We start from the raw sequence: 13,011 nt of genomic DNA, 5'->3' as shown, positions 1-13,011 counted from the left end.
ATGGTCAAAAACATTTGCATTTTTACTATTCTACTTCTAATTGTTTCCTGCGGGCGTCAAAAAAATGAGACTATAACAGACACTACGCAAAGAGTTTTTCCAAAGATAGATTCCAATAAATATAATGTCGCCTTTTTACTTATGGATGGTGTCTACAACACAGAGTTTACTGCTCCTTATGATATTTTTCAGCATACCCAATACCGAAAGGGAATAAAGGCCATGAACACGTTTACCGTTGCCAACACTTTGGAACCTATAACTTCGTTTGAGGGAGTACGTATTCTACCGGACTTTGATTATACCCAAGATTCCATTCCCGATATTGATATCCTGGTAGTACCAAGTGCTGAACATCATTTAAACACGGATTTAAAGGATACCATAATGTTGAATTTTGTCAAAAAAGTGAGTAAAGATGCTTTGTTTGTAACTTCTCATTGTGATGGAGCCTTTGTACTGGCAAAAGCTGGTCTTTTAGATGAAGTCGTGTCTACAACCTTTCCAAGTGATATTGACACCTACAAAACCATGTTTCCACATCTGAGGGTCAAGGATAGCGTACTTTTTGTACATGATGGTAAATTTATTACTTCTGCTGGTGGGGCTAAAAGCTTTGAAGCTGCCCTCTATTTATGTGAGCACCTTTATGGAAAAGAGATTGCAGAGTCGCTTGCTGGTGGGCTTGTTATTGATTGGGATTTAAATACTGTTCCAAAACTTATTCTTCAATAATCTCGTAACGCGCATCCTTTAAATATTGGGAAACCAACTTGTTGAATTTTGGTGTTATCCGCAACAAAGCGGTATCCTCCAAACCGTATAGTTTATCCGTATCATTAAAACCTTTCTTTAGCGCTTCTTCCAAGTAAAATAATGCGGTTCCGTAGTCCTCATTTTTAGAACTTAGGGATATTATTTTTAAATAAAATTCAAAATTATCCGGTTCCAATATCGTTTTTAACATATACAAAAATGCCAAGGCATCCTCATCTATTACTGGCTCCGATAGCTCAATTTCAATATTGTCTTCTGCTAAAGCGTTTACATAACCAAGCAATCTGTAACCCATCTCCTTTTCATTGGGATTAACTCCAGAGATAAACTTTTGTATCTCGGCCATTTGATAATTCCACCAACCTAAATTATTGAAATTATGGGTGATGACATCCTCCTCTATGTAATATTGATAATCTTCCTTCAACAGGGATTCTTTGAAAAAAGCCGCGCTTTCTGCTCTTTTCATTCCTCTAAAAACTTTATTTTTTCTTAGCTCTTTTTGTACCTGTCTTAAGGAATCCATGTTTTTATGTACACTGTAAATCGACATCATTTCAGCCATATATTGTTCTGCCAACAATAATCTTCCTGAGTTTTTGAACCTATTCACCTTGGCAATGTCCTCTTTAAACGCATTTTCGATATAACTGGAATCTTTGGCAACAAACTTCCTTCCCATTGCAGCTAAAGTGAACAATTGCAAAGCTTTTTTAAAATAACTCTGATTTGGCCATTTGCCATCATTCTCATCCAACAAAACTTGATTGGGATACCGAAATCTATCCAAAACCTTTTCCAGGTTAAGCATTTCTATATAGTTGAAATTTCTCTTTCCAACAATTCCAATAAAATGAAAAGTACGTTTACTGTTCAATAAATCCGTGTTCGCCATTGACTCATTAACGGATACAACCCCATTTACATTTCTAATAAAAATTGGGACCAGACTAGCTAAACGAGCTCCAGAATCTATTCCACCCGCATATACCCTATCTTTATGAATGGGCAGAATTTCGATAATTTTCCGAAATGCGTTGCTTGTGTTTACCATGTTGTCCGTTAACGAAATACTATCCTTTACCGAAGGAGCCGCAAGCACATAACCTTCTTTCTCCGCAGCTTGCACAAACATGGAAATTGTCTGTTTTGGCTTACCCTCCAAATCCATAATCAATAACAATGGCCAAAATTTATCCGTAGTAAAATCTTTTGGGAGGTAAAGGGAAAAAGTTTCTGCAATGGAATCATTGATTGACAAAGATTCTATAATCGTTCCTTTTTTAAGGACCATTTGTTGTGCAATTGTAGGTTGCAACAAAAATGTAATTAGAAAAAGTGAAGTGTATATTTTTTTCATAATAGTTCCTCAACAAAAACCTAGCCAAAAAGAAAAATCCAATGATACTACAAAATTAATCGAAATTTACATGCTAACCTTACTTGCTTTAATAGGGGCATGGTTCACAATATTGGAAAGCACAATATGGGTTCTGCATTCGCCATAGCTAATTAGTTCATCAATAAACTTTTCTAAATGTGATTGATCTTTGAGTACCACCTCCATAATAATATTTTCATTACCTGTGATACGATAACAATTAATTACTTCCTGAAAGGATTCTACTTTACTGAGAAACGGCTTCAGTTTACCCATAAACGCCCGCAACATGATTATTGCCTTTAATTGATGCCCAGCCAAAGTATACGAAACACTGGTTTGGTATCCTTCTATTATTCCAAGGTCTTCCATCTTTTTTACCCGTTCCGCAACAGCTGGAGGCGTCAACCCCACTTTGCGTCCTATATTGGCAAAAGACTCCCTTGCATTTTGCTGTAAACAACCAAGAATTTCCCAGTTTAACTCATCTATCTTCATATCCAAAGAAAAATCAAATAATACCTTATATTCAAAAGCAGATACATAAATCTACTTTTTAAACCAAAGTTACATTATCTTTTTCATATGTAATTTTATAGTTACAAATTGCTTTAAAACAAAATGAAGAGAAATTCCTTAAATTCTCTAGGTGTATACCGTAAATCATTGGCTTTGCGAGATTTGAGCGAAGCTGTAGCTAACTATTTTGCTTATAATAAGGAAATAATTTCCTTGCGTAAAATTGACAGCTTTCGAGATGACATTACCCAATCCTTGATGACAGATGCCGTGCTTATTACCAAAGAGGTGGAACTTGCTGCACTCAGCAATTCGTATTCTGTTCGAATGAAAAGCATGACCTTTATAAATATCATGACCCGAAACATTTTGGCTTATTGCAATGGTTTAGAGAGGGATGGTATCAAAGAAAAAGAATACTTGAATCTTTTACGAAAAGAAATCAAAACGTTTAGGGGTTCCTTTAAGAAATGGAGAAAGTCTCTTCAAAACGGAAATGACTAGCCTATTTTCCCATTAGAAAATCTACATATTTCTCCTGTACTGACCTCCAACTTGAAACAATGCATTTGTGATTTGACCCAATGAGCAATATTTTGTGACTTCCATTAATTTCTCAAAGAGATTTTCATTGTTGATAGCTGTTCGTTGAAGCTCCAACAATTGAATTTCCGTATCGGACTCGTTTCTACTATGTAAATTTTGCAAGGTTTCAATTTGATTTTTCTTCTCTTTGTCTGCAGCTCTAATAACCTCCGTTGGCAAAATAGTTGGCGAACCCTTGGAACTCAAAAAAGTATTAACACCAACAATGGGATATTTACCGGAATGCTTCAAGGTCTCATAATGCAAGCTTTCTTCCTGAATTTTAGAACGTTGGTACATGGTTTCCATTGCTCCAAGTACTCCTCCCCTTTCCGTAATTCTATCAAACTCCACCAAAACCGCTTCCTCAACCAAATCCGTTAATTCCTCAATTATAAACGAACCTTGCAATGGGTTTTCATTTTTGGCCAACCCCAATTCCTTATTAATAATCAACTGTATAGCCATTGCCCTTCGTACAGATTCCTCCGTTGGTGTGGTAATGGCTTCATCATATGCATTCGTGTGCAAGGAATTGCAATTATCATAAATAGCATACAGTGCCTGTAAGGTGGTACGGATGTCGTTGAAGTCAATTTCCTGAGCATGTAAACTTCTCCCCGAAGTCTGTATATGGTACTTTAACATTTGGGCGCGCGAATTTGCCCCATACTTTTCTTTCATTGCCTTAGCCCAAATCCTTCTAGCCACTCTACCTATTACCGCATATTCTGGGTCAACCCCATTTGAAAAAAAGAACGAAAGGTTTGGACCAAACTTATCAATGTCCATTCCTCTGCTCAAATAATACTCTACATAAGTAAAACCATTGGACAATGTAAACGCCAATTGCGTAATTGGGTTAGCTCCGGCCTCTGCAATATGATATCCTGATATGGAAACCGAGTAAAAATTACGCACCTCGTTTTCAATAAAATATGCCTGCACATCTCCCATAAGGCGTAGTGCAAACTCCGTAGAAAAAATACACGTATTTTGTGCTTGGTCCTCTTTTAAAATATCAGCCTGCACTGTACCTCGAACCTGCTTCAAGGTATTTATCTTGATTTCTTCATATACTTTTTTAGGTAAAACTTGGTCGCCTGTAACCCCTAAAAGCATTAACCCTAAGCCGTCGTTTCCATTCGGAAGTTCTCCATAATAACGAGGTCTTTTACTTTTTTTCTTTTTGTATATTGATAAAATCTTCTGCTCCACCTCCTGCTCTATCCCTTTTTCCTTGATATATTTTTCACAATTTTGGTCAATAGCGGTATTCATGAAAAATGCCAATAACATCGGTGCGGGGCCATTGATAGTCATGCTTACGGAAGTCATTGGATCACTTAAATCAAAACCAGAATATAATTTTTTAGCATCGTCCAAACAACAAATTGATACTCCAGCATTTCCTATTTTTCCATAAATATCTGGTCTATGGTCTGGGTCATTTCCGTACAGCGTTACGGAATCAAACGCTGTTGAAAGCCGCTTGGCGGGCATATCCAGACTCACGTAATGAAAACGCCTATTAGTGCGTTCTGGACCGCCTTCACCCGCAAACATTCGCGTTGGGTCTTCCCCAACTCTTTTAAAAGGATATAAACCGGAAGTATATGGGAATTCACCCGGAACGTTCTCTTGCAAAATCCACTTAAGAATGTCTCCCCAAGCTTTATACTTGGGCAGCGCCACCTTAGGTATCTTGCTATGGGAAAGTGATCTTGTATGTGTTTCAATATTAACTTCCTTACCTCTTACTTTAAATGAATATAGTTCAGATTTATACCTATTTATGGTATGCTCCCATTTTAGAATGGAATCCCAGTTGTGTGGGTCAAGGTTCATTTTCACTTTATCAAATTGAGTCAATAGCAATTTAATGAAGGGAAGTTCTTCATTCTGAACTTGTTTCAGAATCATCACATGGTCAAGGCCAGATTTTATTAGATGCCCATTCTCATTCCCATCGGAAATGATAGATAGGATAGTTTGATGAATGCCAAACAACTTTTGGGCTACTCTCGCTTGTTCCTCAACGTTTTTATCATAAGCTCTGTTATTCTCGGCTATTTCTGACAAATATCTGGTTCTAGAAGGAGGAATAACGAATACTTTTTCAGCTACCTCATTTGCAACTTCAAAATTTGAAATCAACTTTGAGTCAGCTTTTTTAACCAAAGTATCCATCACAATCTTATAAAGTCTATTCATTCCCGGGTCATTGAATTGGGATGCAATTGTCCCAAAAATGGGCAAATCATCTTGATCAACATCCCATAGACCCTGATTTCGCATGTACTGCTTTTTCACATCACGCAAGGCATCCAAAGCGCCTCTTTTATCAAACTTATTAATGGCAACAACATCGGCGAAATCCAGCATATCAATTTTTTCAAGCTGTGTAGCTGCTCCAAATTCAGGAGTCATCACATACAAGGATACATCACTGTGTTCCAGGATTTCGGTATCGGATTGTCCTATTCCCGATGTTTCAAGAATTATTAAATCAAAATTGGCTGCCTTAAGCACCTCAGCCGCCTCGGATACATGTTTGGAAAGTGCCAAGTTTGATTGCCTGGTAGCCAATGAACGCATATACACACGATCATTGTTTATGGAATTCATTCTAATCCTATCGCCCAACAGTGCCCCTCCAGTTTTTCTTTTGGAAGGGTCCACAGAAATTATTCCAATATGTTTTTTGGGGAAATCGGTCAAAAACCTTCGTACCAATTCGTCTACCAAACTGGATTTTCCCGCTCCTCCTGTACCAGTTATCCCCAAAACTGGAACATGACCATTTTTCTTGTTTATCTCAGACTCAAAAACCTCAAAGCGGTCGTGCCTATTTTCAGCCAAAGAAATTAATCGGGCTATTACGCTTGAATCTTTTTCTATTAGTAGCTCATTCAGTTTTTTGCCTTTGCTCAACTTTAAATCAGGAACTTCCGTATCACAACGCTCAACCAAATCATTAATCATTCCCTGGAGTCCCATTTGACGACCATCATCTGGAGAATAGATTCGTTCTATTCCATAATTCATCAAATCCTTAATCTCTTCAGGAAGGATAACTCCACCGCCCCCACCAAAAATTTTAATATGATTGGCATTTCTTTCTTTGAGCAAATCGAACATATACCTAAAATACTCATTGTGTCCTCCTTGGTATGAGGTAATAGCTATAGCATTTGCATCTTCTTGGATGGCGCAATTTACAACCTCGGCTACACTCCGATCATGACCCAAATGAATCACCTCAACACCTGTGGATTGAATTATACGCCGCATGATATTGATAGCGGCATCATGACCATCAAATAGCGAAGCCGCTGTAACAATTCTAATCTTATTTTTAGGTTGATACGCCTTTATTTGTTCCATTAGCAATAACTAAGCTGTTTTTGCTTTGCAATTTACAGAAAATGCAACATATAATTGTTTTTAGTTAGAATTTTATAAAAATTAAAGTTAGTTTCAGTTGCTTTTTTTGAATATCATAATTTTATGGCGTTAAATTAGAGGTATGAAACTCACGATACTTATACATTGTCCGGATCAATCTGGTATTATTAAAGCGGTAACAACATTCATCCACGAACAAAATGGAAATATTATTTACCTAGATCAGCACGTTGATAAGGAAGCTGGTGTATTTTTTATGCGATTGGAAAGTGAGTTTGAAGACAACATCCGTTTACCGGAGTTTAAAAAAGAGTTTAAGAAGGGTCTGGAGGAAAAGTATCAAATGAAATTAGGGGTATATACCGATAGTGTAAGGCCCAAAATGGCCGTTTTTGTATCTAAGTACAACCATTGTCTTTATGACCTGCTAAGCCGATACAAATCTGGAGAGTTATTGGTAGACATTCCTTTTATCATGAGCAATCATCCGGATCTAAATTATATAGCCGAGCAATTTCAGATTCCATATTATCACGTTCCGGTAACCAAGGACTCTAAGGAAACTGCTGAAGAACGGCAACTGGATTTATTGAATGAATACAATGTAGATTTTATTGTTTTGGCGCGATACATGCAGATATTATCCTCAAAAGTCATTGATGTTTATCCTCAAAAAATAATCAACATCCATCACTCGTTTTTACCTGCCTTTGCAGGGGCCAAACCATATCATGCAGCCTTTGAACGTGGTGTTAAGATTATTGGGGCAACAAGCCATTATGTAACCGCTGAATTAGATGCGGGGCCCATAATTGAGCAAGGTGTTACAACAGTATCGCATTCACATTCCATAAAAGATTTTATTACCAAAGGCAGGGATTTGGAAAAAATTGTGCTCTCCCAGGCTGTACAGCATCATGTGGCGCGAAAAACAATGGTTTATAATAATAAGACGGTAATTTTTTCTTAAATATTATTCCATAAGGCATATTGTTTTACTAATAACAGTAATTTCACTTCAACTATAAATTATTAAACATGAAAAAATTACTGCTTGGCCTTCTGGCCTTTCAGCTTATAAGCTGTACCGAACTGCAACAAGTTGTAAACCAATTACCACAAGGAACAACTGGCATTGGCAACGCTGAAATTGCACAAGGACTTAGAGATGCCCTAAATCTTGGAATTGAAAAACAAGTGAACAAATTGTCCGTTAAGGATGGTTTTTTCAAAAATGACCTCGTTAAGATTTTGTTGCCTGAAGAGTTAAAGAAAGTGGACAAAACGCTTAGGGATGTTGGTCTTAGCAGCCTAGCAGATGAAGGTCTCCGAATTTTGAACAATGCTGCTGAAGATGCTGTTAATGAAGCTACTCCAATTTTTGTAGATGCCGTAAAGGGAATTACTTTTAGTGATGCCAAGCAAATTCTGTTGGGCAATGACAATGCAGCTACAATATATTTAGAACAATCTACCAAGACTAAACTCTATGAAAAATTCAACCCAATTATAAAGACCTCATTCAGTAAAGTTGGCGCAGATCAAATTTGGAGCAATATAATAACCAAGTATAATAACCTACCCCTTACCTCGAACGTAAACCCTGATTTAACCGATTATACAACCCAGGAGGCTTTGGATGGTGTTTATACTATGATAGCAATTGAAGAAAAGGATATACGGACCAAGATTTCATCTAGGACAACAGATTTGTTAAGAAAAGTATTCGCTCTTCAAGATTAATCACAAAATTTTCCCGTATACGCAATAAGTTAAATATATCACCGTTCTTTTCTTAGTAAAACATGTCAATTATAACAAAATCCTAAAGTTAAATTAACATTGGTATATAGCTTATAATTGAATTTTGCAAAAGATTATCTGAGTTAGCATTTTTTTGAGTTAGTTAGTTTAAAACCGGTGTTCGCACCGGTTTTTGCATTTTAATATGGTCAATTTTCCATCAATACATTTGGACCTAATCTGATAGCGAGCATTGAATTTGAAAGAGTAAATTCTTATCGGGGCTTACTTTTTTTATGACTTATTTAACGTTTGGAATTTTCTAATTCTGTAATTTACTTAAGCAGCTAATTCACAATCAAAAAATGGGACATTCAAAACTACTCGTTCTTGTATGCTTGTTGTTCGCCATGTTCGGTTACGGAACTGCTTTTAAAATCAATGAGCGCTCTACATCGGTTTCGCCTATTTCATTTCAAGATTCTTTGAAATGGGCCGATTACTACTATAATATAAATAGATATCAAAAAGCAATCGATATTTATGAAAAAAACCTCAACGGTCAACCTGATCTGCAAAAAACGAGGGTTCTTAAAAAACTTGCACTAAGTAAGGCTGCGCTTAACATACCTGAAGAATCTGTAAACTATCTGGAGGACTACCTCATGATTGATTTTAATGCTGCATTTATTCAGCATGAAGGGTTTGATAACATTAGAGATTCCCCGCAATTTAATTTAATTTCTCAGCGCTATCTACCCCAGTTGGGGTTTTGGCCATTGGTCTATCTTTACGTCTCTATAATTGGGTTCTATATTTCGATTGTTATACTGGTCAACAAAAACATAGACTTACAGGCAAAAATTCTTGTTTCTGCATTTGTTTTCATCAATTCCATTTTTATTTTACATATTTCAATAAGTCTTGCCAATTACCATTTCGAATATCCGCATACTTATTTAATGTCCATTCTGTTTTCGTATCTCTATGGTCCATTACTCTACTTTTATTTTAAAAGGATAACACTTTCTTATGTTTTTAAGGCCAGGGATTTACTACATTTAATTCCAACGGTTTTACTGGCACTTTATGTGATTCCCGTTCATATTCTTCAAACCTCTGATCAAAAACTGAAAATACTACTAGAAAGAGCAAGTCTTGGAGTTGATGCGCCAATAGACTCTGAGCTTTTAATTTTGATTTTGACAAAGGCAATTTCTTTAATGATATATGGTTTCTTTGTTCGAAAACTGTACCTTAAGAGTAAAAAGGACCAAACCCTTAATAGCCAAAGTAAAAATTGGCAACGGAATATTTATTACATCCATTTCTCATATATTATTGCTTATATAACATTTGGGCTTGTAATAATTGTTTATAGTTTTACCGCTGCGGCAATTCATGTCCCAAATGTATGCATGGCGATTATGGTTCTTTTTGTAGGTTTTTCAGCAAGTGTTAGACCTAATTTGGTAAATGGTGTATTTGCATATACCCATAAGTTTTTTGATAAATACAAAAAGTCCGGACTTACCCCAAGTTTATCAAATGAATTGAAAGAAAATCTTATTTATCTTTTTGCGGTTGAAAAGATTTATAGAAAAAACAACATAAACCTCGATATGGTGGCTCAAAAATTAAATACCACCCGCCACAACGCCTCTCAGATTATTAATGAGCATTTTGATGTTAGTTTTCATGAATTTGTAAATATGTATCGAATAACGGAGGCTAAACAACTACTTCAGGAAGACACATCACAAAGGTTGAACATTATCAATATTGCATACGAAGTTGGCTACAATAACAAGGTTACTTTCAATAAAGCATTTAAAAAGGACACCCAACTTACTCCAACAGAATATCAAAAAAATATGATAGGAGTCTAGTTTTGGGCTAAGTAAACTTAAATCGGCTATGGAAAGGTTTATCAGGTATTTCTAAAAATAGGTTCAGATAGGCTAACTTAATACATTAAAACAGCTCATCGGACAGTTACAATCATTCTTTTATATTTCTCTCCTATTCAATTTGAATTAGTCATCAACACAACTGGCGTTGGGCTGTTTTTTACTGTCTTTTATATAATCCATCAAAAGCAATATTGACCACCTTATCTCCTTGTAGAACCTCCCAAAATTGCCTAACTGTACCATCATCATTTTTTGTCCAGGTAATTCTATTTATATAGCTTTTACCATCTTTTGTAAATTCATCAGAAGATAATATCATTTTATTTCCAATTCTATTACCTTTTAGTTTTAAATACGAGCCGCCGTTATCGACCCAAAGCTGTTGCCATTGCCTTGAAACCGTATTAAAAAAATTAAGGCTTGTTCCCGTGTAACCAGGTTTGGCACTGGTCCAGTTTTCACGAATAACACAACCGTTCTCTTCTTTACTAATACTATTCTTTCCTGCGATGTCTCCATTTGCGTTGGTCACCTCCCAGTTACCGACCCAAAAGTCAAATGCCTTATGTTCTTCTGAACAACAGTTGCAAGATTGTTCATCTTGCGCACCGATGGAAAAAGAAATCAGAAAAACTGATATTGTCAAGAAAGGTTTCCAATAATTACTATACATTTTGCAAGTAGTTTATTACTTCTTTATTAAAGATGATAGGTTGTTCCACATTAACTACATGCCCGCAATCTTCAACTACAAATAATGTGGACTGAGCATGAGAATTAACCACTTTTTTAATGGTGGGTAAAAACAAATAATCCTCTCCTCCCATGATATAAAAGGTTGGAATCTTGATATCCACCGTTCTAAAAAAACGTAGTAGTGGGTTAATTTCAGAGGTTAACTTAAACCATCTTATAAATTCTTTTTGGTATAGTTTTTTAGCCTCTCTTACAAAAAGCAGCCGAGATTCTTTATGGTTTTTATTTGGCATGATCACAAACGCAAAAAATTTATACAACCATATATAAGGAACTATAGATTTAAAAATCACTCCCAGCCTCATAAGTAACTGTGAGCGAAAATTAAGTTTCATAATTGCACCACCCATTACCATGCTCTTTACTCGACCGGAATAGTTCTCAGCCAGATTTCGAATTAAAATTGTGCCTAATGAAATGCCAATGAAATGCGATTTATCGATTTCCTCATAATCCAAAACCTCTACGATATCAGCAGTAATAGAATCAAAAGTATACTTATCATTAAAGGCATCCTTGATGTTGGGTTTTGAGTTGCCGTGCCCCCTTAAATCCAATAATAGAATATTAAAGTGCTTTTTAAAATCCCTAAGTTGTTTGTACCAAATTGTAGAACTACCTCCCGCACCATGAACAAATGTAACCCACTGTTCTGATGATTTATGCCGATACGCGGTATAATTAAGCAAAGTTGTTTTTTATAAAAGTACGTTAATTTTTTCCTTGAAAATGGCAAGATCATGGGCATCACGCTTTGTTTTTTGTTAATTTTTAGATAAAGTGCCTGATTTCTAGTTGTATAGACAATTCTCTTGTAGTCCAAAACCTTGTTTTCAACGTATCTTTGGTAGAACAAATCTTTAGAAATGAAAAATCAATATTGTAGAGTTGGAGCAGTTACTCCAATCACCAGTGGAAATCAGGCCATATCGGTTTTAGAATATAGATATCAAAGCTTTATTGAAAAAGCCGCTGACACGACTTACATGGATACCAATTTGGGAGAATTTTTTAAGCAAAAGGCTCAGGCAATTAAAAAAATATTGGAGAATTTAGCTTAAACTATTAATTCCGTTTGCGCAATTCAATCTCCATTACTTGTTGCAGCCCTCTTGCTTTGTTATTTGCTGCCATAGCAAAATCCTCTCCTTGGGAAGCGTAGATTATTCCTCTTGAAGAATTTACCAATAGGCCAACATCTTTAGTCATTCCGTAGGCACATACGTCCTGCAAACTTCCTCCTTGTGCGCCTACACCTGGCACTAACAAGAAATTTTCCGGAATAATATGTCTTATTTGCTTTAAGTAAGATGCTTTGGTTGCACCAACCACATACATTAGATTTTCTGAATTCTTATATGTTTTCGATACTTCCAAAACTTCCTTATAGAGTTCATGTTCACCAACATTTTTTGTTTGAAAATCGAAAGCCCCTTGGTTTGAGGTCAAGGCCAATAAAATGGTATGCTTGTTTTCAAATTCCAAAAATGGCTCAACTGAATCTCTTCCCATATACGGAGCTATGGTTATCGAATCAAAATTTAGGGTTTCAAAAAAAGCTTTGGCATATCTAGTAGACGTATTTCCAATATCCCCTCTTTTTGCATCTGCAATGGTAAAAACTTCAGGGTATTCAGCATTCAGATACTTCATTGTCCGTTCCAAGGATTTCCATCCGTTTAGGCCATAAGCCTCATAAAAAGCAATATTGGGCTTATAGGCCACACAGAATTGATGCGTGGCATCAATAATTGCTTTATTGAATGAAAAAATAGGATCTTCCTCTTTAAGGAGATGCTTGGGTATCTTATCCAAATCTGTATCCAAACCAATACAGAGGAAGGAGTTTTTTTGTTTGATTTGGGAAATTAAGTGGTCTATTTTCATTTACAAAGGTTGTCGACTACGCCCGAATTGACAATTAATTCA

At 36.0% G+C, this 13,011-nt stretch carries 12 protein-coding genes; 6 read left to right on the top strand and 6 right to left on the bottom strand.

Annotated features, from left to right (window positions below):
- The gene (locus AAY42_RS17475; protein ID WP_055397540.1) at positions 1–735 is read left to right on the top strand and encodes a DJ-1/PfpI family protein; all 735 of its coding nucleotides are present in this window, start codon (positions 1–3) and stop codon (positions 733–735) included.
- Here the strand turns inward: AAY42_RS17475 and AAY42_RS17470 are convergent.
- Both AAY42_RS17470 and AAY42_RS17465 read right to left on the bottom strand, forming a co-directional pair.
- On the bottom strand, positions 722–2,137 hold the full coding sequence (locus AAY42_RS17470; RefSeq protein ID WP_055397538.1) for a hypothetical protein: 1,416 nt from the start codon (positions 2,135–2,137) through the stop codon (positions 722–724). The two genes, AAY42_RS17475 and AAY42_RS17470, sit on opposite strands and share 14 nt — an antisense overlap.
- A 66-nt stretch (positions 2,138–2,203) precedes the next feature.
- Positions 2,204–2,656, bottom strand: coding sequence for an Lrp/AsnC family transcriptional regulator (locus tag AAY42_RS17465; RefSeq protein ID WP_055397536.1), 453 nt, complete (start codon positions 2,654–2,656; stop codon positions 2,204–2,206).
- Positions 2,657–2,779: 123 nt separating this feature from the next.
- Here AAY42_RS17465 and AAY42_RS17460 point away from each other — a divergent pair, with 123 nt between their 5' ends.
- Positions 2,780–3,181: a hypothetical protein gene (locus AAY42_RS17460; protein WP_055397535.1), complete on the top strand. Its 402-nt coding sequence runs from the start codon at positions 2,780–2,782 to the stop codon at positions 3,179–3,181.
- Between the two features lie 21 nt (positions 3,182–3,202).
- Here the strand turns inward: AAY42_RS17460 and AAY42_RS17455 are convergent, their stop codons facing one another.
- The gene (locus AAY42_RS17455; protein WP_055397533.1) at positions 3,203–6,649 is read right to left on the bottom strand and encodes a methylmalonyl-CoA mutase family protein; all 3,447 of its coding nucleotides are present in this window, start codon (positions 6,647–6,649) and stop codon (positions 3,203–3,205) included.
- Between the two features lie 142 nt (positions 6,650–6,791).
- Here AAY42_RS17455 and purU point away from each other — a divergent pair, with 142 nt between their 5' ends.
- From purU to AAY42_RS17440, 3 genes are all read left to right on the top strand, one after another.
- Complete coding sequence (gene purU / locus AAY42_RS17450) at positions 6,792–7,640, top strand: formyltetrahydrofolate deformylase (RefSeq protein ID WP_055397531.1); 849 nt, start codon at positions 6,792–6,794, stop codon at positions 7,638–7,640.
- A 68-nt stretch (positions 7,641–7,708) separates the two neighbouring features.
- Positions 7,709–8,413 carry a DUF4197 domain-containing protein gene (locus AAY42_RS17445; protein ID WP_055397529.1) on the top strand — a complete coding sequence of 235 codons (705 nt, stop codon included), beginning with the start codon at positions 7,709–7,711 and terminating at the stop codon, positions 8,411–8,413.
- A gap of 365 nt (positions 8,414–8,778) precedes the next feature.
- Positions 8,779–10,302, top strand: a complete 1,524-nt coding sequence (locus AAY42_RS17440; RefSeq protein ID WP_082433512.1) for a helix-turn-helix domain-containing protein — start codon at positions 8,779–8,781, stop codon at positions 10,300–10,302.
- Positions 10,303–10,483: 181 nt separating this feature from the next.
- On the opposite strand, the gene AAY42_RS17435 is transcribed toward AAY42_RS17440, so the two are convergent.
- Together AAY42_RS17435 and AAY42_RS17430 are read right to left on the bottom strand one after the other, a co-directional pair.
- The gene (locus AAY42_RS17435; RefSeq protein ID WP_055397525.1) at positions 10,484–10,999 is read right to left on the bottom strand and encodes a hypothetical protein; all 516 of its coding nucleotides are present in this window, start codon (positions 10,997–10,999) and stop codon (positions 10,484–10,486) included.
- Positions 10,992–11,771 carry an alpha/beta fold hydrolase gene (locus AAY42_RS17430; RefSeq protein WP_055397523.1) on the bottom strand — a complete coding sequence of 260 codons (780 nt, stop codon included), beginning with the start codon at positions 11,769–11,771 and terminating at the stop codon, positions 10,992–10,994. The genes AAY42_RS17435 and AAY42_RS17430 overlap by 8 nt, the downstream gene beginning before the upstream one ends.
- A gap of 177 nt (positions 11,772–11,948) precedes the next feature.
- Here AAY42_RS17430 and AAY42_RS17425 point away from each other — a divergent pair, with 177 nt between their 5' ends.
- Complete coding sequence (locus AAY42_RS17425) at positions 11,949–12,143, top strand: hypothetical protein (RefSeq protein ID WP_055397521.1); 195 nt, start codon at positions 11,949–11,951, stop codon at positions 12,141–12,143.
- A gap of 4 nt (positions 12,144–12,147) precedes the next feature.
- Here the strand turns inward: AAY42_RS17425 and pyrF are convergent, their stop codons facing one another.
- Positions 12,148–12,969 carry an orotidine-5'-phosphate decarboxylase gene (gene pyrF, locus AAY42_RS17420; RefSeq protein WP_055397520.1) on the bottom strand — a complete coding sequence of 274 codons (822 nt, stop codon included), beginning with the start codon at positions 12,967–12,969 and terminating at the stop codon, positions 12,148–12,150.
- Positions 12,970–13,011 lie beyond the last annotated feature (42 nt).

Source organism: Flagellimonas eckloniae (genome assembly GCF_001413955.1).
GTDB classification, from domain to species: domain Bacteria; phylum Bacteroidota; class Bacteroidia; order Flavobacteriales; family Flavobacteriaceae; genus Flagellimonas; species Flagellimonas eckloniae.
The sequence above is the reverse complement of the archived record's forward strand: the minus strand, read 5'-3'. Positions and strand labels throughout refer to the sequence as shown.

Bases quoted from the DNA above. Each gene is read 5' to 3' on its own strand.
- AAY42_RS17475 (WP_055397540.1), top strand. From the start codon at position 1: ATGGTCAAAAACATTTGCATTTTTACTATTCTACTTCTAATTGTTTCC.
- AAY42_RS17470 (WP_055397538.1), bottom strand. From the start codon at position 2,137: ATGAAAAAAATATACACTTCACTTTTTCTAATTACATTTTTGTTGCAA.
- AAY42_RS17465 (WP_055397536.1), bottom strand. From the start codon at position 2,656: ATGAAGATAGATGAGTTAAACTGGGAAATTCTTGGTTGTTTACAGCAA.
- AAY42_RS17460 (WP_055397535.1), top strand. From the start codon at position 2,780: ATGAAGAGAAATTCCTTAAATTCTCTAGGTGTATACCGTAAATCATTG.
- AAY42_RS17455 (WP_055397533.1), bottom strand. From the start codon at position 6,649: ATGGAACAAATAAAGGCGTATCAACCTAAAAATAAGATTAGAATTGTT.
- purU (WP_055397531.1), top strand. From the start codon at position 6,792: ATGAAACTCACGATACTTATACATTGTCCGGATCAATCTGGTATTATT.
- AAY42_RS17445 (WP_055397529.1), top strand. From the start codon at position 7,709: ATGAAAAAATTACTGCTTGGCCTTCTGGCCTTTCAGCTTATAAGCTGT.
- AAY42_RS17440 (WP_082433512.1), top strand. From the start codon at position 8,779: ATGGGACATTCAAAACTACTCGTTCTTGTATGCTTGTTGTTCGCCATG.
- AAY42_RS17435 (WP_055397525.1), bottom strand. From the start codon at position 10,999: ATGTATAGTAATTATTGGAAACCTTTCTTGACAATATCAGTTTTTCTG.
- AAY42_RS17425 (WP_055397521.1), top strand. From the start codon at position 11,949: ATGAAAAATCAATATTGTAGAGTTGGAGCAGTTACTCCAATCACCAGT.
- pyrF (WP_055397520.1), bottom strand. From the start codon at position 12,969: ATGAAAATAGACCACTTAATTTCCCAAATCAAACAAAAAAACTCCTTC.